Annotated in this window: 14 protein-coding genes, 2 tRNA genes and 3 rRNA genes; 15 read left to right on the top strand and 4 right to left on the bottom strand. The window is 63.1% G+C overall.

From position 1 onward, the window contains the following. Positions 1-61 precede the first annotated feature (61 nt). Entirely contained in the window at positions 62-1,033 is a 972-nt protein-coding gene (cysB, locus tag ACZIYR_RS12945; RefSeq protein WP_483526955.1) for an HTH-type transcriptional regulator CysB, read from the top strand. Between the two features lie 66 nt (positions 1,034-1,099). Here cysB and ACZIYR_RS12940 read toward each other — a convergent pair whose 3' ends face one another. Then, entirely contained in the window at positions 1,100-1,828 is a 729-nt protein-coding gene (locus ACZIYR_RS12940) for a phosphoadenylyl-sulfate reductase (RefSeq protein ID WP_483526954.1), read from the bottom strand. A gap of 111 nt (positions 1,829-1,939) precedes the next feature. Beyond that, a complete protein-coding gene (gene pabB, locus ACZIYR_RS12935; RefSeq protein ID WP_483526953.1) occupies positions 1,940-3,298 on the bottom strand; it encodes an aminodeoxychorismate synthase component I in 1,359 nt (452 codons plus the stop codon). A 232-nt stretch (positions 3,299-3,530) separates the two neighbouring features. On the opposite strand from pabB, the gene ACZIYR_RS12930 reads away from it, so the two are divergent. The 11 genes from ACZIYR_RS12930 to rrf all read left to right on the top strand — a co-directional run bounded on the left by ACZIYR_RS12930 (position 3,531) and on the right by rrf (position 17,882). Further along, positions 3,531-4,250 carry a GntR family transcriptional regulator gene (locus ACZIYR_RS12930; protein WP_483526952.1) on the top strand — a complete coding sequence of 240 codons (720 nt, stop codon included), beginning with the start codon at positions 3,531-3,533 and terminating at the stop codon, positions 4,248-4,250. Between the two features lie 35 nt (positions 4,251-4,285). Then, on the top strand, positions 4,286-5,179 hold the full coding sequence (gene prpB, locus ACZIYR_RS12925) for a methylisocitrate lyase (protein WP_483526951.1): 894 nt from the start codon (positions 4,286-4,288) through the stop codon (positions 5,177-5,179). 59 nt (positions 5,180-5,238) lie between these two features. Then, on the top strand, positions 5,239-6,366 hold the full coding sequence (gene prpC, locus ACZIYR_RS12920) for a bifunctional 2-methylcitrate synthase/citrate synthase (RefSeq protein ID WP_483526950.1): 1,128 nt from the start codon (positions 5,239-5,241) through the stop codon (positions 6,364-6,366). 97 nt (positions 6,367-6,463) lie between these two features. Next, positions 6,464-9,088: a Fe/S-dependent 2-methylisocitrate dehydratase AcnD gene (acnD, locus tag ACZIYR_RS12915; protein ID WP_483526949.1), complete on the top strand. Its 2,625-nt coding sequence runs from the start codon at positions 6,464-6,466 to the stop codon at positions 9,086-9,088. After that, positions 9,085-10,275: a 2-methylaconitate cis-trans isomerase PrpF gene (gene prpF / locus ACZIYR_RS12910; RefSeq protein ID WP_483526948.1), complete on the top strand. Its 1,191-nt coding sequence runs from the start codon at positions 9,085-9,087 to the stop codon at positions 10,273-10,275. Before acnD ends, prpF begins: the two co-directional genes overlap by 4 nt. Positions 10,276-10,389: 114 nt before the next feature. Next, entirely contained in the window at positions 10,390-11,871 is a 1,482-nt protein-coding gene (gene prpD, locus ACZIYR_RS12905) for a 2-methylcitrate dehydratase (RefSeq protein ID WP_483526947.1), read from the top strand. Positions 11,872-12,561: 690 nt separating this feature from the next. Then, positions 12,562-14,099 (top strand): 16S ribosomal RNA (locus tag ACZIYR_RS12900). Between the two features lie 94 nt (positions 14,100-14,193). Then, positions 14,194-14,270 (top strand) — tRNA-Ile (locus ACZIYR_RS12895). Positions 14,271-14,374: 104 nt separating this feature from the next. Beyond that, positions 14,375-14,450, top strand: a tRNA-Ala gene (locus ACZIYR_RS12890). Between the two features lie 234 nt (positions 14,451-14,684). After that, a 23S ribosomal RNA gene (locus ACZIYR_RS12885) occupies positions 14,685-17,683 on the top strand. 83 nt (positions 17,684-17,766) lie between these two features. Then, positions 17,767-17,882 (top strand): 5S ribosomal RNA (gene rrf / locus ACZIYR_RS12880). The 16S, 23S and 5S rRNA genes sit together here with 2 tRNA genes alongside, the layout of an rRNA operon. Before the next feature lie 581 nt (positions 17,883-18,463). Here rrf and gdhA read toward each other — a convergent pair. Further along, positions 18,464-19,816, bottom strand: coding sequence for an NADP-specific glutamate dehydrogenase (gene gdhA, locus ACZIYR_RS12875; RefSeq protein ID WP_483526946.1), 1,353 nt, complete (start codon positions 19,814-19,816; stop codon positions 18,464-18,466). Between the two features lie 249 nt (positions 19,817-20,065). Here gdhA and ACZIYR_RS12870 point away from each other — a divergent pair, with 249 nt between their 5' ends. Then, a complete protein-coding gene (locus tag ACZIYR_RS12870; protein ID WP_473034152.1) occupies positions 20,066-20,509 on the top strand; it encodes a DUF2721 domain-containing protein in 444 nt (147 codons plus the stop codon). After that, the gene (gene rlmM / locus ACZIYR_RS12865) at positions 20,506-21,600 is read left to right on the top strand and encodes a 23S rRNA (cytidine(2498)-2'-O)-methyltransferase RlmM (protein ID WP_483526945.1); all 1,095 of its coding nucleotides are present in this window, start codon (positions 20,506-20,508) and stop codon (positions 21,598-21,600) included. The genes ACZIYR_RS12870 and rlmM overlap by 4 nt, the downstream gene beginning before the upstream one ends. 44 nt (positions 21,601-21,644) lie before the next feature. On the opposite strand, the gene ACZIYR_RS12860 is transcribed toward rlmM, so the two are convergent. Then, entirely contained in the window at positions 21,645-21,932 is a 288-nt protein-coding gene (locus ACZIYR_RS12860; protein ID WP_483526944.1) for an antibiotic biosynthesis monooxygenase family protein, read from the bottom strand. A 31-nt stretch (positions 21,933-21,963) separates the two neighbouring features. Between ACZIYR_RS12860 and tusA the strand changes: the two genes are divergently transcribed. Then, a complete protein-coding gene (gene tusA / locus ACZIYR_RS12855; RefSeq protein ID WP_483526943.1) occupies positions 21,964-22,215 on the top strand; it encodes a sulfurtransferase TusA in 252 nt (83 codons plus the stop codon). The last annotated feature ends 12 nt before the right edge of the window (positions 22,216-22,227 follow it).

The following is a 22,227-nucleotide window of genomic DNA, read 5'->3' as shown; positions in this document are numbered from 1 at the left end:
TGGTCGGTCCTTGGCGCGCCAGCCGCGGCCGGTCCTGGTGGTAACGGGAGGCAGTACCCTCATGAAACTTCAGCAGCTGCGCTATATCTGGGAAGTGACGCGCCACAACCTCAATGTGTCGGCCACGGCGCAGAGCCTGTTTACCTCGCAGCCGGGGATCTCCAAGCAGATCCGTCTGCTCGAGGACGAGCTGGGCGTGGAGATCTTCGCCCGCAGCGGCAAGCACCTGACCCGGGTGACCCCGGCGGGGCAAGCCATCGTCGAGCTGGCCGGCCAGGTGCTGCGGCTGACCGACAACATCAAGCAGGTGGCCCAGGAGCACAGCGATGAGCGTCGCGGCAGCCTGTCGATCGCCACCACCCATACCCAGGCACGCTATGCGCTGCCGCCGGTGATCGGCGAGTTTACCCATAAGTACCCCGATGTGGCGCTGCACATGCAGCAGGGCACGCCCAAGCAGATTGCCCAGATGGTCAGCGATGGCCAGGCCGACTTCGCGATCTGCACCGAGTCGCTGGAGCTGTTCAACGACCTGGTGCTGCTGCCCTGCTATCGCTGGAATCGCTGCGTGCTGGTGCCCAAGGGACATCCGCTGGCCGAGCTCGATGAGCTGTCCCTCGAGGCGCTGGCCGAGCACCCGCTGGTCACCTATGTGTTCGGCTTTACCGGCCGCTCCCAGCTCGACGACGCCTTTCGCGCCAAGGGGCTGACCCCCAACGTGGTGCTCACCGCTGCGGATGCCGACGTGATCAAGACCTATGTGCGGCTGGGGCTTGGCGTCGGCATCGTCGCCCATATGGCGGTGGACCCGGTACAGGATACCGACCTGGTCGCCCTGGAAGCGGGCCAGCTGTTCGAGAGCTCCATCACCAAGATCGGCATTCGTCGTGGTACCTTCATGCGCGGCTTCATGTACGACTTCGTCAAGGGGTTTGCCGACCATCTGGAGCGCGACCTGGTGGATGCGGCGCTGGCGGCGGGACCACGCCACGAGCAGGCGCTGTTCGAGGATATCGAGCTGCCCGTGCGCTAGGCCCTCGCAGCCCTCTCCAAATGCCGAAGGCGCCGCAATAGCGGCGCCTTCGGCGTTTCTGCCCGGCTATCGGCCCAGGTTGGTGCTGTGCAGGCCGCACTCCTTGCCGCCCTGGTCCTCCCACCACCAGCGCCCTTCGCGCTCGTGCTGATGGGGCAGGGTGGGGCGGGTGCAGGGCTCGCAGCCGATGCTGATGAAGCCGCGCTCGTGCAGCGGGTTGTAGGGCACGTCGAACATCCGGATATAGGTCCAGACGTCCTCGCTGGACCAGTGGGTCAGGGGGTTGATCTTGAACAGCGGGCTTGCCTCGCTGCCGAAGGCCGCGTCGCGCTCGGCGATCTGCAGGCTGGAGCGGGTGCCGGGGCTCTGGTCGCGGCGCTGGCCGGAAACCCACACCGGCAGGCCCGCCAGGCGCTCGCGCAGCGGCGCCACCTTGCGGATGCCGCAGCACTCCTGGTGGCCGTCGCGGTAGAAGCTGAACAGCCCCTTCTCGCGGACCATGGCCTGCACCGCCTCGGCGTCCGGGAAGCGCACGTCGATCTCGATGGCGTAGTGCTCGCGGACCCGCTCGATAAAGGCGTAGGTCTCGGCGTGCAGGCGGCCGGTGTCCAGGGCGAAGACGTGGACGGCCTCCTTGGGGGCCACCTTGAGGGCCAGGTCGATGAGCACCACGTCCTCGGCGCCGGAGAAGGAGAGGGTCAGCTCGCCGAAGGCCTGGTAGGCGGCGCGCAGGATCTCTTTGGGGGTGTCCTGGTCGTGCTCCAGGACAAAGCGGTTGGGGTCGAAGCTCGACATCCTACCCTCCAGTACGGTCGATGGCCGTACCCTAGCAAAGCCCGGGGGCGGGTCCCCAATACCGATTGGTTTGACACTTATATGCTATTTGGTGCTTAGCGTGGGTGATTCTTATTCCAGTGCGCCCAGGAGATGGCGGATCTTGTCCAGGGTCTCGGTGTACTCGGCCTCCACGTCGGAATCCGCCACCAGGCCGCCGCCGCCCCAGAGGTGCAGCCGGCCGGCATCGGCGACGGCGGTGCGGATGGCGATGGAGGTGTCCATGTGGCCGCGCACGTCCACGTAGCCCAGGCTGCCGCAGTAGACGCTGCGTCGGCTCGGCTCCAGCTCGTCAATGATCTGCATGGCGCGCACCTTGGGGGCGCCAGTGATAGAGCCCCCGGGGAAGGCGGCAGCCAGAAGGTCCAGCGGCCGCCGCCCGGCGGCCAGCTCGCCCCGAACGATGCTGACCAGATGATGCACGTTGGCGTAGCTCTCCAGTCCGCACAGCTGGGGGACCCGCACGCTGCCGGGGCGACACACCCGGCCCAGGTCGTTGCGCAGCAGGTCGACGATCATCACGTTCTCGGCGCGATCCTTGAGGCTCGCCGCCAGCGCGTCGGCCAGGGCGCGGTCCTCCTCGGGAGTGGCGCCGCGGGGGCGGGTGCCCTTGATGGGTCGGGTCTCCACCCGGCCGTCGCTGGCGCAGTGCAGGAAGCGCTCCGGCGACAGCGAGAGAATCGCCTGCTCGCCCTGTTCGGTGGGCCAGGCCAGATAGCCGGAGAAGGGCGTGGGAGTGGCGCTTCGCAGCCGGCAGTAGGCGTCCCAGAGGTCGCCGACGAAGGGGGCGCTGAAACGCTGGGCCAGGTTGATCTGATAGCAATCGCCAGCGCGGATATAGGCCTGCACGGCGGCGAAGCGCCGTGCGTAGCCCGGGCGGTCCTGCTCGCCGACGAAGGGGGCCCGCAGCCGGAAGGGGGGCCGCGTCGGGGGCGGCGTCTCCAGCCATGCCATGACCTGGCGGCGCCGCAGGGCGCTGGCCACCAGCCAGCTCTCGCGGGCGTGGTGGTCCTGAATCAGCGCCCAGTCGTAGAGGCCGAGCCGGCTGGCCGGCAGCGCCACCACGGGCTGGGCCTGGCCGGCCACCGGCTCCAGGCAGCGGGCCAGGTCGTAGCCCCAGTAGCCGATCAGCCCACCGAGAAAGGGCAGCTCGCTGTCGGGCGTCTCGAGCGCCAGGCTGTCGAGTAGCGCCTGTTGGGCGGCGAAGGGGGCGAGGCCGGCGAGTCGCGGGTCGTCATCGCTGACCCGGCCATGGTCGTCGATGCTCAGGGTGCGCAGCGGGTCACTCGAGAGGATGTCGAAGCGACCGCCGGGGGCCACGGGGCGACCGCTGTCCAGCAGCACGGCGCCCGGGCGGTGGCGCAGCGCCGCGAAGTAGCCCAGCGGGTCGGGGCGGTAGGGGAGCGGGGTGATCTCGAGTCGTGTGGTCATTGCCGGGGCCTTTCTGAACAGGCGCCCCATTCTAGGGATGATGCCGGGCCTTGTCCTACCTATCGGCGACACCCAGCCTATTGACCGTCAACGCTAGCTATTGTCGACAGCAAACCCTGGCGTTCATCGGTTGTCTACAACCAAAGGCGTAGCACATCGGCCTTGTCGCCTGGTTGACCGATGACAAGGCAGTGTCTAAAGTTCTCTCATCGTTTAATTGTCGACAATCGCCATGAACTCAGTCGCACCAGAACAGAATACGCCGGAAGTTCGCACCCTGGCCGAGCGGGTCTTCCAGGAGCTTCAGGATGCCATCGTCCGCGGGGAGCTGGCGCCGGGTAGCAAGATCACCGAGCCCGGGCTCTCCAAGACCTACGGCATCTCCCGGGGGCCGCTGCGCGAGGCCATGCGCCGCCTGGAGGCGCACCGCCTGATCGAGCGGGTGCCTCACGTGGGGGCGCGGGTGGTCAAGCTCTCGGTCAAGGAGCTGCTGGAGCTGTTCGACGTACGCGAGGCGTTGGAGAGCATGGCCGCGCGGCTGGCCGCCGAGCACATGACCGCCGAGGAGATCGCCGGGCTCCGCGAGGTACTGGCCGTGCACGAGCGCCAGGCCGACCTGCGCAAGGGCGAGGCCTACTTCCAGCGCGAGGGTGATCTGGACTTTCACTACCGGATCGTCCAGGGCAGCCACAATCGCATGCTGATGACGCTGCTGTGCGATGACCTTTACTACCTGGTACGGCTCTACCGCACTCAGTTCAGCGCCAGCGGCTCGCGTCCCCAGCGTGCCTTCGTCGAGCACCACCGCATCGTCGACGCCATCGAAACCGGCGACGGGGAGCTTGCCGAGCTGCTGATGCGCCGCCACGTCAGCGCCTCGCGGGCCAACGTCGTCGACCGCTATGCGGCAACCCTTGCCCAGTACACCGAACACGCCGAGACCAGCTCATAGGGTGGCCCGGTAACCATAGCCAGAGGAGAATCCAGATGTCCACTCACCCCACTCCCGGTGCGCGCTTCCGTGCCGCCCTCGAGGCCAATCGGCCGCTGCCCATCGTCGGCACCATCAACGCCTACACCGCCATGATGGCCGAGCGCGTGGGTCACCAGGCGATCTACCTCTCCGGCGGCGGCGTGGCCAACGCCTCCTTCGGCCTGCCGGACCTGGGCATGACCACCATGAACGACGTGGTCGAGGACGCTCACCGCATCTGCGGCGCCACCGATCTGCCGCTGCTGGTGGATATCGATACCGGCTGGGGCGGCGCCTTCAACATCGCCCGTACCGTCAAGGAGATGCAGCGCGCCGGCGTGGCCGCCGTGCACCTGGAAGACCAGGTGGCGCAGAAGCGCTGCGGCCATCGCCCCAACAAGGCCATCGTTTCCCAGCAGGAGATGGTCGACCGGGTCAAGGCCGCCGCGGATGCCCGCATCGATCCGGATTTCTATCTGATCGCCCGCACCGACGCCTTCCAGAAGGACGGGCTGGACGCCGCCATCGAGCGCTCCCAGGCCTGCATCGAAGCCGGTGCCGATGCCATCTTCGCCGAGGCGGTGCACACCCTGGAGGACTACAAGGCGTTCTGCGAGCGGGTCGATGCGCCGATACTGGCCAACATCACCGAGTTTGGCGCCACGCCGCTGTTCAGTCAGCAGGAGCTCGCCGAGGTAGGCTGCCGCATGGTGCTCTATCCGCTGTCGGCCTTCCGTGCCATGAACGCCGCGGCGCTCAAGGTCTACCAGAGCATCCACGACAAGGGGCATCAGAAGGACGTGGTCGAGCTGATGCAGACCCGCGACGAGCTCTATGACTTCCTCAATTACCATGCCTTCGAGCAGAAGCTCGATGCACTGTTTGCCGAGAAGGGCAGCGACGCCTGAATCCGGCGCCGAGAGCGACGACAAGAACACGATTACTACGCAAGACAAGGAGATATGACATGGCTGATAAACCGATCGGTGGCGCTGGCCTGCGCGGCCAGAGTGCCGGCACTACCGCCCTTTGCACCGTGGGCAAGAGCGGCGCCGGCCTGACCTACCGCGGCTTCGATATCGCGGAGCTGGCCGAGAAGGCGAAGTTCGAGGAAGTGGCCTACCTGCTGCTCAAGGGCAAGCTGCCCAACCAGGCCGAGCTCGACGCCTACATCACCAAGCTCAAGGGCCTGCGCGGCCTGCCCGCGGCACTCAAGACAGTGCTGGAGCAGATCCCGAAGGACGCCCACCCCATGGACGTGATGCGCACTGGCGCCTCCATGCTGGGCAACCTGGAAACCGAGCAGAGCTTCGACCAGCAGCAGGACGTTTCCGACCGCCTGCTGGCGGTGCTGCCCTCGATCATCTGCTACTGGTACCGCTTCAGCCACGACGGCGTGCGCATCGAGACCGAGACCGATGACGAATCCATCGGCGGCCACTTCCTGCACATGCTGCGGGACCAGCCGGCCTCCGAGCTGCACGCCCGGGTGATGAACGTCTCGCTGATCCTCTACGCCGAGCACGAGTTCAACGCCTCGACCTTTACCGCCCGGGTCTGCGCCTCGACCCTCTCCGACATGCACTCCTGCGTGACCGGCGCCATCGGTTCGCTGCGCGGTCCGCTGCACGGCGGCGCCAACGAGGCGGCCATGGAGATGATCGAGAACTGGACGTCCGCCGACGAAGCCGAGCAGAAGATCATGGGCATGCTCGAGCGCAAGGAGAAGATCATGGGCTTCGGCCACGCGATCTATCGTGAGTCCGACCCGCGCAACGCCATCATCAAGAAGTGGTCCAAGCAACTGGCCGAGGACGTGGGCGACAGCGTGCTCTACCCGGTCTCCGAGCGCGTCGAGGCGGTGATGTGGCGCGAGAAGAAGCTGTTCTGCAACGCCGACTTCTTCCACGCCAGCGCCTACCACTTCATGGGCATTCCCACCAAGCTGTTCACGCCGATCTTCGTCTGCTCGCGCGTCACCGGCTGGGCGGCCCATGTCTTCGAGCAGCGCGCCAACAACCGCATCATTCGCCCCAGCGCCGACTACGTGGGCCCCGAGCATAGCGAATGGGTACCCATCGAGCAGCGCGACTGATCGATCAGCCCTCACAGGAGGACGGCCCCGCGGGGTCGTCCCACCTCGCGTTTTCCCTGCCTCGCGCCCAGGCCGTCAGCAAGAGACTCTCGACGCCATGAATACTGAATACCGTAAACCGCTTCCCGGCACCGAGCTGGACTACTTCGACGTGCGTGCGGCCGTCGAGGCGATTCAGCCCGGTGCCTACGACACCCTTCCCTACACCTCTCGGGTACTCGCCGAGCAGCTGGTGCGTCGCTGTGAGCCGGAGCTGCTCACCGATGCCCTGAAGCAGCTGATCGAGCGCCGCCGCGACCTCGATTTCCCCTGGTACCCGGCCCGGGTGGTGTGCCATGACATCCTCGGCCAGACGGCGCTGGTCGACCTGGCCGGCCTGCGCGACGCCATCGCCGAGCAGGGCGGTGACCCCGCCAAGGTCAACCCGGTGGTGCCGACCCAGCTGATCGTCGATCACTCCCTGGCCGTGGAGCACGCCGGCTACGAGCAGGACGCCTTCGAGAAGAACCGCGCCATCGAGGATCGTCGCAACGAGGATCGCTTCCACTTCATCGAGTGGACTAAGACCGCCTTCGAGAACGTCGACGTGATTCCCGCCGGCAACGGCATCATGCACCAGATCAACCTGGAGAAGATGTCGCCGGTGGTGCAGGCGCGCGACGGCGTGGCGTACCCGGATACCTGCGTGGGCACCGACAGCCATACCCCGCACATCGACTGCCTGGGTGTCATCGCCATCGGCGTCGGCGGCCTGGAGGCCGAGACCGTGATGCTGGGTCGCCCCTCCATGATGCGCCTGCCCGACATCGTTGGCGTGGAGCTGACCAGCAAGCCCAAGCCCGGCATCACCGCCACCGATATCGTCCTGGCGATCACCGAATTCCTGCGTAAGGAACGCGTGGTCGGGGCGTATCTCGAGTTCTTCGGCGAGGGCGCCAAGAGCCTGACCATCGGCGATCGTGCCACCATCTCCAACATGACCCCGGAGTATGGCGCCACCGCGGCGATGTTCTATATCGACGAGCAGACCATCGACTACCTGACGCTCACCGGCCGCGAGCAGGAGCAAGTGGAGCTGGTGGAGAAGTACGCCAAAGAGACCGGCCTGTGGGCCGACAGCCTGACCGATGCCCAGTACGAGCGGGTGCTGACCTTCGACCTGTCCAGCGTCGAGCGCAACCTGGCGGGCCCCTCCAACCCTCATCGCCGCCTGCCTACCAGTGCCCTTGTCGAGCGCGGCATCGCCGTGGGCTCTTACAAGGACAGCGACAAGGCCCAGGCGGATGAAAAGGAAGGCAAGATGCCCGATGGCGCGGTGATTATTGCCGCCATCACCAGCTGCACCAACACCTCCAACCCGCGCAACGTGGTGGGGGCGGGCCTGCTGGCAAAGAAAGCCAACGAGCTGGGTCTGGTCCGCAAGCCCTGGGTGAAGTCATCGTTCGCTCCAGGATCGAAGGTCGCGCGGCTGTACCTGGAGGAGGCCGGCCTGCTGCCGGAGCTGGAGAAGCTCGGCTTCGGCATCGTCGCCTACGCCTGCACCACCTGTAACGGCATGTCCGGGGCGCTGGACCCGACGATCCAGCAGGAGATCATCGACCGCGATCTCTACGCCACCGCCGTGCTCTCCGGCAACCGCAACTTCGACGGCCGCATCCACCCCTACGCCAAGCAGGCCTTCCTGGCCTCGCCGGCGCTGGTGGTGGCCTACGCCATCGCCGGTACCGTGCGCTTCGATATCGAGAAGGACGTGCTCGGCACCGACAACAACGGCAACCCGGTGACCCTCAAGGACCTCTGGCCCTCCGACGAGGAGATCGACGCCATCGTCGGCGAGTTCGTCAAGCCGGAGCAGTTCAAGCAGGTCTATATCCCGATGTTCGACCTGGACGCCGCGGACAAGGCCGAGAGCCCGCTCTACGACTGGCGCCCCCAGAGCACCTATATCCGCCGCCCGCCCTACTGGGAAGGCAACATGGCGGCCGTGCGCGCGCTGAAGGGGATGCGGCCGCTGGCGATCCTGCCGGATAATATCACCACCGACCATCTGTCGCCGTCCAATGCCATCATGATGGACAGCGCGGCGGGGGAGTACCTGCACAAGATGGGCCTGCCGGAGGAGGACTTCAACTCCTACGCCACCCATCGCGGCGACCACCTCACCGCCCTGCGCGCGACCCTGGCCAACCCCAAGCTCTTCAACGAGATGGTCCGCGACGAGAACGGCGAAGTGAAGCAGGGCTCGCTGGCGCGCATCGAGCCGGAAGGCGAGGTGACCCGGATGTGGGAGGCCATCGAGACCTACATGGAGCGCAAGCAGCCGCTGATCGTCATCGCCGGTGCCGACTACGGTCAGGGGTCCTCCCGCGACTGGGCGGCCAAGGGCGTGGCGCTGGCCGGGGTCGAGGCGATCGTCGCCGAAGGCTTCGAGCGTATCCACCGCACCAACCTGATCGGCATGGGCGTGATGCCGCTGCAGTTCCAGGAGGGCACCACCCGCCACACCCTGCAGCTCGACGGCACCGAGACCTATGACGTGGAGGGCAAACCGGCGCCGGGTGCGACGCTCGAGCTGGTGATCCACCGCAAGACCGGTGAGGTTGACCGGGTGCCGGTGACCTGCCGCCTGGACACCGCGGAAGAGGTCACCGTCTACTCCGCCGGCGGCGTGCTGCAGCGCTTCGCCAAGGACTTCCTGGAGTCCGCGGAGGTCAGCGCATGAGCCGGGCAGCGCAGATTCGCATTCCCGCCACCTATATGCGCGGCGGCACCAGCAAGGGCGTCTTCTTCCGGCTCGACGACCTGCCCGAGGCGGCTCGCGAGCCCGGCGAGGCTCGGGATCGCCTGCTGATGCGGGTGATCGGCAGCCCCGATCCCTACCAGAAGCAGATCGACGGCATGGGCGGGGCCACCTCCAGCACCAGCAAGACGGTGATCCTCTCGAAGAGCGAAAGCCCCGAGCACGACGTGGACTACCTCTTCGGCCAGGTATCCATCGACAAGGCCTTCGTCGACTGGAGCGGCAACTGCGGCAACCTCTCCGCCGCCGTGGGACCCTTCGCCATCGCCAACGGCCTGGTGGACCCGGCGCGCATTCCCGACAACGGCGTGGTGGAAGTGCGCATCTGGCAGGCCAATATCGCCAAGACCATCGTCTCCCGGGTGCCCATCACCAACGGTGAGGTGCAGGAGACCGGCGACTTCGAGCTGGACGGGGTGACCTTCCCGGCGGCCGAGGTGCCGGTGGCCTTCAAGGACCCGGCCGACGGCGAGGGCGCCATCTTTCCCACCGGCAATCGGGTGGACGACCTGGAAGTGCCGGCCGAGGTGGCGGCCGGGGGAACGATCAAGGCCACTCTGATCAGTGCCGGCATCCCGACCATCTTCGTCAATGCCGCCGATCTCGGCTACACCGGCACCGAGCTGCAGGAGGCGATCAACGGCGACCCGGTCGCGCTTTCGCGCTTCGAGACCCTGCGTGCTCACGGCGCCCTCAAGATGGGCCTGATCCAGGACCTCGGTGAGGCGGCCAGCCGCCAGCACACGCCCAAGGTGGCCTTTGTGGCGCCGCCGACCCGCTATGTCGCCTCCAGCGGCAAGGAAGTGACGGAGGCGGAGGTCGACCTGCTGGTGCGCGCCCTCTCCATGGGCAAGCTGCACCACGCCATGATGGGTACCGCGGCGGTGGCGATCGCCTCTGCCGCGGCTATCGAAGGCACGCTGGTCAACCTGGCCGCCGGCGGCGGCAAGCGCAACGCCGTGACCTTCGGGCACCCCTCCGGCACCCTGCGGGTGGGTGCCGAGGCGAGCCTGGAGGAGGGGCGCTGGGTGATCGACCAGGCGGTGATGAGCCGTAGCGCGCGGGTATTGATGGAAGGCTTCGTGCGTGTGCCAGGCGACAGCTTCTGATCTTGCCCCCGCTTGCGGGTGAATTTGCCGATGAAAAGGAGACGCCTCGAGTCGCATGGCTCGGGGCGTTTTCTATAGTGGGGGTAGCCACTGTCGATGTCGAAGGAGATCAAGATGAGCACCGTGGAAGCCAATGTACGCCCGGACTATGACGCCGAACTGCAGAAGATCGCCGACTATGTTCTCGATGTCGAAATCGACAGCAGCGAGGCTTGGGATACCGCTCGCAACTGCCTCATCGATACCCTGGGCTGCGGCCTGCTGGCGCTGCGCTTTCCGGAGTGCACCAAGCACCTGGGACCGCTGGTGGAGGGCACGATGGTGCCTCACGGCGCCAGGGTGCCCGGCACCTCGTTTCGGCTCGACCCGGCCAAGGCCGCCTGGGACATCGGCTGTATCGTGCGCTGGTTGGACTACAACGACACCTGGCTGGCGGCAGAGTGGGGGCACCCCTCCGACAATTTGGGAGCCATCCTGGCGGTGGCAGACCACCTCTCTCAGCGGCGTGTCGCCGAGGGAGAGGCGCCGCTGGTCATGCGCGACGTGCTAGAGGCGATGATTCGGGCCCATGAGATTCAGGGGGTGCTGGCGCTGGAGAACAGCTTCAACCGAGTCGGCCTCGACCATGTGGTGCTGGTCAAGGTGGCCTCCACCGCTGTGGCCGCCAGGATGATGGGCGCCAACCGCGAGCAGCTGCTCTCCGCACTCTCCCACGCCTGGGTCGACGGCCAGAGTCTCAGGACCTACCGCCATGCGCCCAATGCCGGCTCGCGCAAGAGCTGGGCGGCAGGGGATGCCACCTCCCGTGGCGTGCGCCTGGCCGATATCGCCCTGCGCGGCGAGATGGGGATTCCCGGGGCCCTGAGTGCCCCCCAGTGGGGGTTCTACGACGTGCTCTTCTCCAAGACCAACAAGGACCAGGCGCTCAAGCCGGAGGCGGAGCGCAAGTTCTCCTTCCAGCGCGACTTCGGCACCTATGTGATGGAGAACATCCTGTTCAAGATCGCCTTCCCCGCGGAGTTCCACTCCCAGACGGCCTGTGAAGCGGCGGTCGCCCTGCATCCGCAGGTCAAGGACCGTCTCGAGGACATCGACAGGATCGTGCTGACCACCCACGATTCGGCGATTCGTATCATCTCCAAGTCGGGGCCGCTGGCCAATCCGGCCGACCGCGACCACTGCCTGCAGTACATGACGGCGGTGCCGCTCGCCTTCGGTAGCCTGACGGCCGAGCACTACGAGGATGAGTTCCACGAGGCCCATCCGATCATCGATGAGCTGCGCGACAGGATGGAGGTGGTGGAAGAACCGCGCTACTCCCGCGATTACCACGATCCCGAGAAGCGCTCCATCGCCAATGCCATCCAGGTATTCTTCAAGGACGGCTCATCCACCGACAGGGTCGAGGTCGAGTACCCGATCGGTCATCGCCGGCGCCGCGCCGAGGGCATCCCGGTGCTGGAAGAGAAGTTCCGCCGCAACCTGGCGACCCGCTTCCCGGCGGAACGCTGCGAGCGTATCTTCGCCCTGTGCAAGGATCAGGCGCGCCTGGAGAGCACCCCGGTTCACCGTTTCGTCGACCTCTTCGTGATCTGACCATGGCAGGCGGTGGTTGGCGCCTCGCGACTTCCCCTGCCTGGCGGTTCGGGATTGCCAGGTCGTCTTGCCGATTGCCTTGGCGTCCTGAGCGTAAGTGGTCTATATTTTTTTGATGCGGAGGGGTTGCACGCCTGCCCGTTAATCCGTAAAGTACGCATCCGCTGCCGGCAACGGGCAACGTTGCAGGCGGTGACGAGAGTGGTAAGTGGTTGTCTCGCTTTGGGTTTTTCGAATCGCTTCGCTAAATTCCGACTTGACGCCCGCGGCGGATTCGGTAGAATGCGCTCCACTCGATACAGAGGTCCGTCAGGGGCTCTGGGCGGCCACCAGCAACGCTGGGCTTCGACGCCAGGCTCACGACAGTGAGGCGGCGAAGAGAGTTGACAAACTCGGCCGGTTCAGTAGAATACGCCTTCCTCGCAGGGCGCTGGCGAGGCCGGAAGCTCCGGTCACGACAGCAAGCGAGACGCTCCGCTCCTCGGGTTGAAATTGAGGGGAGTCAGGGGCCGCTCTTTAACAATCGATCAGGTAATTCATGTGGGCGCTTGTCGATGAGGTGGTGAGAAGTCACACCATTATCAAGGCAAGCGACTCGTCAAAGACTTTCGGGTCTTTTTGAGAACGTTTGAACCTTGAGCCAAGTTTGGTTCGCTTCCTCCCTCGGGAGGGCAAGAACTATATGATCTTAAACTGAAGAGTTTGATCATGGCTCAGATTGAACGCTGGCGGCAGGCCTAACACATGCAAGTCGAGCGGAAACGACGGGAGCTTGCTCCCGGGCGTCGAGCGGCGGACGGGTGAGTAATGCATAGGAATCTGCCCGGTAGTGGGGGATAACCTGGGGAAACTCAGGCTAATACCGCATACGTCCTACGGGAGAAAGCAGGGGCTCTTCGGACCTTGCGCTATCGGATGAGCCTATGTCGGATTAGCTAGTTGGTGAGGTAATGGCTCACCAAGGCGACGATCCGTAGCTGGTCTGAGAGGATGATCAGCCACATCGGGACTGAGACACGGCCCGAACTCCTACGGGAGGCAGCAGTGGGGAATATTGGACAATGGGGGCAACCCTGATCCAGCCATGCCGCGTGTGTGAAGAAGGCTTTCGGGTTGTAAAGCACTTTCAGTGGGGAAGAAGGCTTTCGGGTTAATACCCCGGAAGAAGGACATCACCCACAGAAGAAGCACCGGCTAACTCCGTGCCAGCAGCCGCGGTAATACGGAGGGTGCGAGCGTTAATCGGAATTACTGGGCGTAAAGCGCGCGTAGGTGGCTTGATAAGCCGGTTGTGAAAGCCCCGGGCTCAACCTGGGAACGGCATCCGGAACTGTCAGGCTAGAGTGCAGGAGAGGAAGGTAGAATTCCCGGTGTAGCGGTGAAATGCGTAGAGATCGGGAGGAATACCAGTGGCGAAGGCGGCCTTCTGGACTGACACTGACACTGAGGTGCGAAAGCGTGGGTAGCAAACAGGATTAGATACCCTGGTAGTCCACGCCGTAAACGATGTCGACTAGCCGTTGGGTCCTTCGCGGACTTTGTGGCGCAGTTAACGCGATAAGTCGACCGCCTGGGGAGTACGGCCGCAAGGTTAAAACTCAAATGAATTGACGGGGGCCCGCACAAGCGGTGGAGCATGTGGTTTAATTCGATGCAACGCGAAGAACCTTACCTACCCTTGACATCGAGAGAAGTTTCCAGAGATGGATTCGTGCCTTCGGGAACTCTCAGACAGGTGCTGCATGGCTGTCGTCAGCTCGTGTTGTGAAATGTTGGGTTAAGTCCCGTAACGAGCGCAACCCTTGTCCCTATTTGCCAGCGATTCGGTCGGGAACTCTAGGGAGACTGCCGGTGACAAACCGGAGGAAGGTGGGGACGACGTCAAGTCATCATGGCCCTTACGGGTAGGGCTACACACGTGCTACAATGGTCGGTACAAAGGGTTGCCAACTCGCGAGAGTGCGCTAATCCCATAAAGCCGATCTCAGTCCGGATCGGAGTCTGCAACTCGACTCCGTGAAGTCGGAATCGCTAGTAATCGTGAATCAGAATGTCACGGTGAATACGTTCCCGGGCCTTGTACACACCGCCCGTCACACCATGGGAGTGGACTGCACCAGAAGTGGTTAGCCTAACTTCGGAGGGCGATCACCACGGTGTGGTTCATGACTGGGGTGAAGTCGTAACAAGGTAGCCGTAGGGGAACCTGCGGCTGGATCACCTCCTTAAACGACATATCGCCGCCTCGCGGCAAGTGCTCACAATGAATTACCTGATCGGCCAGAGCAAAGACTGTTTGGGTATGGACCCAGCGCGACCAATGGGTCTGTAGCTCAGTTGGTTAGAGCGCACCCCTGATAAGGGTGAGGTCGGCAGTTCAAATCTGCCCAGACCCACCAATCTCTAGCCTTAAGCTATAAGCTTGAAGCTGTAAGATAACCCCCTTGGAATCGCGAGCTAGGGTTAGCTTGAAGCTTATGGCTTACAGCTTACAGCGGTTTTAGGGGCCTTAGCTCAGCTGGGAGAGCGCCTGCCTTGCACGCAGGAGGTCAGCGGTTCGATCCCGCTAGGCTCCACCACTCCCAGAAACGCCAGCCAAAACAGTCTAACGTTAGCGCTAAGCTATAAGCTTTGACGACACTGCAAGGTGTTGACTTAAAGCTTACAGCTTAGGGCTTACCGCTCTAAATGCTCTTTAACAATGTGAATCATGCTGACAAGTTCCTTTCTGAGAAGAAAGGACATGAGATACGTCTCAAGCGTATCCGGCAATTGTCGTACGTAATCGTAGGCCAGACCCTTTCGGGTTATATGGTCAAGCGATTAAGCGCATACGGTGGATGCCTAGGCAGCCAGAGGCGATGAAAGACGTGGAAGCCTGCGATAAGGCTCGGCGAGGTGGCAAACAACCTGTGACCCGGGCATCTCTGAATGGGGAAACCCACCCTGCATCAGCAGGGTATCCCACACTGAATCCATAGGTGTTGGGAGGCGAACCGGGGGAACTGAAACATCTAAGTACCCCGAGGAAAAGAAATCAACCGAGATTCCCCCAGTAGCGGCGAGCGAACGGGGACCAGCCCTTAAGCTGGTGAATGGTTAGGCGAACGCGCTGGGAAGCGCGACCATAGCGGGTGATAGTCCCGTAGCCGAAAGCCTGATCCAGTGAAATCGAGTAGGTCGGGGCACGTGAAACCTTGACTGAAGACGGGGGGACCATCCTCCAAGGCTAAATACTCCTGGCTGACCGATAGTGAACCAGTACCGTGAGGGAAAGGCGAAAAGAACCCCGGCGAGGGGAGTGAAATAGATCCTGAAACCGTATGCGTACAAGCAGTGGGAGCACGCTCGTCGTGTGACCGCGTACCTTTTGTATAATGGGTCAGCGACTTATATTCAGTGGCGAGCTTAACCGATTAGGGGAGGCGTAGGGAAACCGAGTCTTAACTGGGCGACCAGTCGCTGGATATAGACCCGAAACCGGGCGATCTATCCATGAGCAGGTTGAAGGTTGAGTAACATCAACTGGAGGACCGAACCAGGATCTGTTGAAAAAGATTTGGATGACTTGTGGATCGGAGTGAAAGGCTAATCAAGCCCGGAGATAGCTGGTTCTCCTCGAAAGCTATTTAGGTAGCGCCTCACGTATCACCACCGGGGGTAGAGCACTGTTTCGGCTAGGGGGTCATCCCGACTTACCAACCCGAGGCAAACTCCGAATACCGGTGAGTGCCAGCGTGGGAGACACACAGCGGGTGCTAACGTCCGTTGTGAAAAGGGAAACAACCCAGACCGTCAGCTAAGGTCCCCAAATCCTGGTTAAGTGGGAAACGATGTGGGAAGGCTCAGACAGCTAGGAGGTTGGCTTAGAAGCAGCCATCCTTTAAAGAAAGCGTAATAGCTCACTAGTCGAGTCGGCCTGCGCGGAAGATGTAACGGGGCTAAACCAGGTACCGAAGCTACGGGCTTGTGTGCATCACCCAAAGCTATTCGTTTACGCGAGCGAAGCGAGCGAAAGCGCCCAACAATAGTCGAGTTGGTCGCCAACGTAAGCCGAGCCAGCAGCGAGTGGTTTTCGGGATGCACACAAGCGGTAGAGGAGCGTCGTGTACGCCGACGAAGGTGAGTCGAGAGGCTTGCTGGAGGTATCACGAGTGCGAATGCTGACATGAGTAACGACAAGGGGAGTGAAAAACTCCCCCGCCGGAAGACCAAGGGTTTCTGTTCGACGCTAATCGGAGCAGAGTGAGTCGGCCCCTAAGGCGAGGCCGAAAGGCGTAGTCGATGGGAAACGGGTCAATATTCCCGTACCTCACTGTATTGCGATGGGGGGACGAAGAGGGCTAGGTGAGCCAGGCGTTGGTTGTCCTGGTGAAAGCTTGTAGGCTGGGGGTTCAGGCAAATCCGGATCCCTAAGGCCGAGAAGCGAGACGAACACCCCACGGGGTGGAAGTCATCGATGCCACGCTTCCAGGAAAAGCCTCTAAGCTTCAGATACAGTGGGACCGTACCCCAAACCGACACAGGTGGTCAGGTAGAGAATACCCAGGCGCTTGAGAGAACTCGGGTGAAGGAACTAGGCAAAATGGTGCCGTAACTTCGGGAGAAGGCACGCCGCCACTACGTGAAGGCCCTCGCGGCCGGAGCGGAAGGCGGTCGAAGATACCAGGTGGCTGCAACTGTTTATTAAAAACACAGCACTCTGCAAACGCGTAAGCGGACGTATAGGGTGTGACGCCTGCCCGGTGCCGGAAGGTTAATTGATGGTGTTAGCCCTCGGGCGAAGCTCCTGATCGAAGCCCCGGTAAACGGCGGCCGTAACTATAACGGTCCTAAGGTAGCGAAATTCCTTGTCGGGTAAGTTCCGACCTGCACGAATGGCGTAATGATGGCCACGCTGTCTCCACCCGAGACTCAGTGAAATTGAAATCGCAGTGAAGATGCTGTGTACCCGCGGCTAGACGGAAAGACCCCGTGAACCTTTACTATAGCTTCACACTGGACGCTGATGTTGCCTGTGTAGGATAGCTGGGAGGCTTGGAAACCCGGACGCCAGTTCGGGTGGAGCCAACCTTGAAATACCAGCCTGGCATCATTGGCGTTCTAACTCAGGTCCGTGATCCGGATCGAGGACAGTGTGTGGTGGGTAGTTTGACTGGGGCGGTCTCCTCCCAAAGCGTAACGGAGGAGCACGAAGGTACCCTCAGCACGGTCGGAAATCGTGCAATGAGTGCAAGAGCATAAGGGTGCTTGACTGCGAGACAGACACGTCGAGCAGGTACGAAAGTAGGTTCTAGTGATCCGGTGGTTCTGTATGGAAGGGCCATCGCTCAACGGATAAAAGGTACTCCGGGGATAACAGGCTGATACCGCCCAAGAGTTCACATCGACGGCGGTGTTTGGCACCTCGATGTCGGCTCATCACATCCTGGGGCTGAAGTCGGTCCCAAGGGTATGGCTGTTCGCCATTTAAAGTGGTACGCGAGCTGGGTTTAGAACGTCGTGAGACAGTTCGGTCCCTATCTGCCGTGGGCGTTGGATGTTTGAGAAGAGCTGCTCCTAGTACGAGAGGACCGGAGTGGACGCACCTCTGGTGTTCCGGTTGTCACGCCAGTGGCATTGCCGGGTAGCTATGTGCGGACGGGATAACCGCTGAAAGCATCTAAGCGGGAAGCCCCCTTCAAGATGAGACATCCCCGAGGCCTCGAGCCTCCTGAAGGGCCCAGCGAGACCAGCTGGTTGATAGGCCGGGTGTGGAAGCGCTGCAAGGCGTTGAGCTAACCGGTACTAATGGCCCGTGAGGCTTGACCATATAACCCCAAGGGGTCTGCGCATTGCGCGCGACATTGACGGATACGACGAGACGTAGCGTCGGCATGATTCCAACCGTTTTCGCCTGACGACCATAGCGAGTGGGAACCACCTGATCCCTTGCCGAACTCAGCAGTGAAACCGCTCAGCGCCGATGGTAGTGTGGGGCTTCCCCATGCGAGAGTAGGTCATCGTCAGGCATTTATTTAGAAAAGCCCCGCGTTCGAAAGAGCGCGGGGCTTTTCGCATTGCAGCCTGGATTACGCCAGGGACTCCCCATGGAGAGTCGCGGAGCGCCGCCCGACGGAGGGCCGCCCCGGTCGTCAGGCACTTATTCAGAAACCCCAGCCCTCTTTGGCTGGGGTTTCGTTGTTCTGGGCTGCCGAAAGAGCGCAGGGCTTTTCGTGGCGCACGGATTGGCCCTGGGGGGGTGGGGGTATTAGACTTTAAGCTATAGACCAAGGCATAATGCGTGGCAACATGAATCGTGAAGCGAGGCTCATACCATGGCTAACGCCAAGGCAACTTTCCCGACCATCTGGGATCAGGTCGATGCCCGCCCTGTCTTCATGCCCCTGATGCGTGGCCTGTGGTGCGGCATCATGAAGATGGCAGAAGCTCAGTGCGAGTCCCACGCACGTCGCGGTTTCCCGCCCTACGTGTAATGAGACTTCGTACCCTGCCGTCATGCGCAGGGTGCGGGTAGGCAGCGCATCAAGAAAGCCCGGGCCGTCTGGCCCGGGCTTTCTCGTGTAAGCGACCCGAAGGGGAGAGGCACTGGTTACACCACGCCCTGCTCGATCATGGCATCGGCGACCTTGCGGAAACCGGCGATATTGGCGCCGAGCACCAGGTTGGTCGGCTCGCCGAATTCCTCGGCGGTGTCGGCGCACTGCCGGTGGATATTGGCCATGATCTCCTTGAGCTTGGCGTCGACCTTCTCCAGCGGCCACTGCTGCATGCTGCTGTTCTGGGCCATTTCCAGCTGGCTGGTGGCGACACCGCCGGCGTTGGCGGCCTTGCCGGGGCCGTAGGCGATCTTGGCTTCCAGGAAGCGGTCCACGGCGGCGGCAGTGGAGGGCATGTTGGCGCCTTCGCTGATGCAGTTGATGCCGTTACCGAGCAGGGTCTCGGCGTCTGCATCGGTCAGCTCGTTCTGGGTGGCGCAGGGGAAGGCCACGTCGGCCCGGATGCGCCACACTGCATGGCCGTCCGCGGGATAGCGGCTGGCGGGAATGTACTCGGCGTCAGGGTGCTTGGCCAGGTACTCCTCCAGAGAGGCGCGCTTGACCTCCTTGAGCTCCTTGAGCAGGTCGAGGTCGACGCCGCGGGGGTCATGGATGGTGCCGCGGGAATCGGAGCAGGTGATGGGCGTGGCGCCCAGCTCGTAGAGCTTCTCGATGGTGTAGATGGCCACGTTGCCGGCGCCGGAGACCAGGCAAGTCTTGCCCTCGATACTCTCGCCGCGGGCCTCCAGCATGTTCTGTGCGAAGTAGACCGCCCCGTAGCCGGTGGCTTCCTTGCGCCCGATGGAGCCGCCCCAGTCCAGCCCCTTGCCGGTCAGCACGCCCTCGTAGCGTCCGGTAATCCGCTTGTATTGGCCGTAGAGATAGCCGATCTCGCGGGCGCCCACGCCGATATCCCCGGCCGGTACGTCGGTGGTCGGGCCGATGTGGCGATAGAGCTCGTTCATGAACGACTGGCAGAAGCGCATGATCTCGGCGTCGGACTTGCCCTTGGGGTCGAAGTCCGATCCGCCTTTGCCGCCACCGATGGGCAGGCCGGTGAGGGCATTCTTGAAGATCTGCTCGAAGCCCAGGAACTTGATGATGCCCGAGGTGACGCTGGGGTGAAAGCGCAGGCCGCCCTTGTAGGGGCCCAGGGCGGAGTTGAACTGGACGCGATAGCCCTTGTTGACCTGGACCTTGCCCGCGTCGTCGGTCCAGCAGATGCGGAACATGATCTGGCGCTCGGGTTCGACGATGCGCTCGATGATGCTGTGATCGTGGTAGTAGGGGCTGCGCTCGAAGAGCGGGCGAAGGCACTCCAGGACTTCTTCTGCGGCCTGGTAGAACTCGGTCTGTGCCGGACTGCTCTTCTTGAGGCGTTCGAGGGTGTCATGAACGTAGGGCATGGTGGGTTCCTGTCGAAGAAGTGTCGGCACACTATAAGGCATGCACCATTATGCAGCAAATGCATGGGCCATGTCGGGATTAGACATTGATATGAGGCGAAATCCCTTCAAAAATCAGGAAAACCGTGCACCAATGTCGAGCATTAACCGTTCTTCATAGACGATGAATAAACGATGTGGTGGGGCGTCACACCTGAGATGTCAGGACTGATATCATGGGCGCCCCATTTTCGCTGGAGCCCGAGCGCCGTGACGCTGACGACACCGGCCCTGTTGTTTCCCGCCATTTCCCTGCTGCTGCTGGCCTATACCAACCGCTTCTTGGTGCTGGCCCAGCTGATCCGCAAGCTGGCCGAGGAGGAGCGCAGCCAGCATCAGGAGGTGACGGCACGCCAGATCCTGATGCTGCGTAAGCGGATCTCCCTGACCAAGCGCATGCAGGTCGCCGGGGTGCTGAGCTTTCTGCTCTGTACCCTGTCGATGTTTGCGCTGTTTCTGGCGTTTGAGTTGGTGGGTATGGCGCTGTTCGGGGCGAGCCTGATCACGCTTTCCATTTCGCTGGTCTACTCCCTGTGGGAGGTGTTGCTGTCGACCAATGCCCTCAACGTGCAGCTGCAGGATATCGAGGCGCTGGGTGGGAGAAGGAAAAAGGCCGCGTCGTCGCAGGGCGGACAAGGAGAGGAAGGCGAATGATGCGCATGGAGACGCCGCTGGACCGGCAGGCACCCGATCGGTTACTGCTCTACTGCCGCCCGGGCTTCGAGGCCGATATGGCCGCGGAAGTAACGGCCCGTGCTCAGGCGCTGGGCTGGCAGGGCGAGTGCGATGCCGTGCCGCTGGCAGGCTATGCTAGCTTTGTCCCCGACGATGAGCGGCCGGTCAATCTGCTGCACCGTGAGCTATCTTTGAGCGGGCTGATCTTCGCGCGACAGAGTCTGGTGGGGCTTGCGCCGCTCTCGCTGTCGCGGGACAACCGGCTGGCGGCCATCGTCGATCAGGTGGTGGCCAGCGGCTGGAGCTTCGATGATGTCTGGCACGAGACGCCGGACACCAATGAAGGCAAGGCGCTGGCGGGACTGATCAAGTCGTTGAGCCGGCCGCTGGCCTCGACGCTCAAGAAACGCGGGGCGCTGCGGCGCAGGGCGGCGGGACGGCGGCTACACCTGCTGTGGTGCGACGGCGACCGAGTCCTGCTGGGCATGAGCTTCCCCGGCAACCGCAGCGAGCTGCCCGGCGGGATTCGCCGGCTGAAATTTCCGCCGGGGGCGCCCAGCCGCTCGACGCTCAAGCTGGAAGAGGCGTGGCATGAGTTCGTGCCGCGGGATGAATGGCCGCAGCGGCTAGGCGAAGGCATGCAGGCCGCCGACCTGGGCGCGGCCCCGGGCGGCTGGACCTGGCAGCTGGTGAACCGCGGCATGCACGTCTATGCCATCGACAACGGCCCCATGGACAAGGGGCTGATGGCCACCGGGATGGTGGAGCATCGGCGCGAGGATGGCTTCGTCTGGGAGCCGCCCTGTCGGCTCGACTGGCTGGTGTGCGACATCGTCGACAAGCCGACGCGCGTCACGGCCATGGTCGAGCGCTGGCTGGTGCGGCGCTGGTGTCGAGAGGCGGTATTCAATCTCAAGCTGCCGATGAAGCGGCGCTGGGAGAGCGTGTCGGGCTGCCTGATGACGCTGGAAGGTGCCCTGGCGGACGCCGGCGTGGCGGCCGAGATTCGCTGCCGACACCTCTATCACGACCGTGAGGAGGTCACCGTGCATGTCCGGCTGCGGGATTGAGGCGGCCCGACATGCCCGGCGAGGAAGGGAAGGTAATGCCTTGCTCAGTAGGAGGGCTCATAGACGCGAATGGTCTCGTCCTCGGTCAGCAGCGGCCAGATCCGCTGCATGACGCGGGTGCGCTCCTCGCTGGTGTACCACTCCTTCCAGGCGCGCATGTCGCGCCACTTGGTGATCATCAGACGCCGGTCGCTGTGGCCCAGCTCGACGAGGGTCTCGCCGCCCACGAAGCCCCTGGCGCCCAGCGACCAGCGCATGGCTTCGCGGGCGGCCTCTTCGTACTCCTCCTCCAGGCCGGGCATGATGCGACGTTCGATAATGATCTTTATCATCTAAGCTGCTCCCTAACACCGAGGTCGATCGATGGCTGATACCGCCGACTCCCTGCCCGACTACCAGGCCGAACTGGATACTACCGGACTCTACTGCCCGGAACCGATCATGCTGATGCACAACAAGGTGCGAGACATGGGGTCCGGCGAGGTGCTCAAGGTGGTCGCCACGGATCCGGCGACCACCCGCGATGTGCCGAAGTTCTGCAGCTTCCTGGGCCATGAGCTGCTGCTCCAGCAGGAGTCGGGCGGACACTACTGCTACTATATCCGCTTGGGCTGATGCACCGCTAGG

This window comes from Billgrantia sp. NRB1 (assembly GCF_056921725.1).
This window is presented reverse-complemented; position numbering and strand designations above follow the sequence as displayed.

What these genes read in the sequence shown, in the direction of transcription:
- cysB (WP_483526955.1), top strand. Translation starts at nt 62, where the DNA reads ATGAAACTTCAGCAGCTGCGCTATATCTGGGAAGTGACGCGCCACAAC.
- ACZIYR_RS12940 (WP_483526954.1), bottom strand. Translation starts at nt 1,828, where the DNA reads ATGTCGAGCTTCGACCCCAACCGCTTTGTCCTGGAGCACGACCAGGAC.
- pabB (WP_483526953.1), bottom strand. Translation starts at nt 3,298, where the DNA reads ATGACCACACGACTCGAGATCACCCCGCTCCCCTACCGCCCCGACCCG.
- ACZIYR_RS12930 (WP_483526952.1), top strand. Translation starts at nt 3,531, where the DNA reads ATGAACTCAGTCGCACCAGAACAGAATACGCCGGAAGTTCGCACCCTG.
- prpB (WP_483526951.1), top strand. Translation starts at nt 4,286, where the DNA reads ATGTCCACTCACCCCACTCCCGGTGCGCGCTTCCGTGCCGCCCTCGAG.
- prpC (WP_483526950.1), top strand. Translation starts at nt 5,239, where the DNA reads ATGGCTGATAAACCGATCGGTGGCGCTGGCCTGCGCGGCCAGAGTGCC.
- acnD (WP_483526949.1), top strand. Translation starts at nt 6,464, where the DNA reads ATGAATACTGAATACCGTAAACCGCTTCCCGGCACCGAGCTGGACTAC.
- prpF (WP_483526948.1), top strand. Translation starts at nt 9,085, where the DNA reads ATGAGCCGGGCAGCGCAGATTCGCATTCCCGCCACCTATATGCGCGGC.
- prpD (WP_483526947.1), top strand. Translation starts at nt 10,390, where the DNA reads ATGAGCACCGTGGAAGCCAATGTACGCCCGGACTATGACGCCGAACTG.
- gdhA (WP_483526946.1), bottom strand. Translation starts at nt 19,816, where the DNA reads ATGCCCTACGTTCATGACACCCTCGAACGCCTCAAGAAGAGCAGTCCG.
- rlmM (WP_483526945.1), top strand. Translation starts at nt 20,506, where the DNA reads ATGATGCGCATGGAGACGCCGCTGGACCGGCAGGCACCCGATCGGTTA.
- ACZIYR_RS12860 (WP_483526944.1), bottom strand. Translation starts at nt 21,932, where the DNA reads ATGATAAAGATCATTATCGAACGTCGCATCATGCCCGGCCTGGAGGAG.
- tusA (WP_483526943.1), top strand. Translation starts at nt 21,964, where the DNA reads ATGGCTGATACCGCCGACTCCCTGCCCGACTACCAGGCCGAACTGGAT.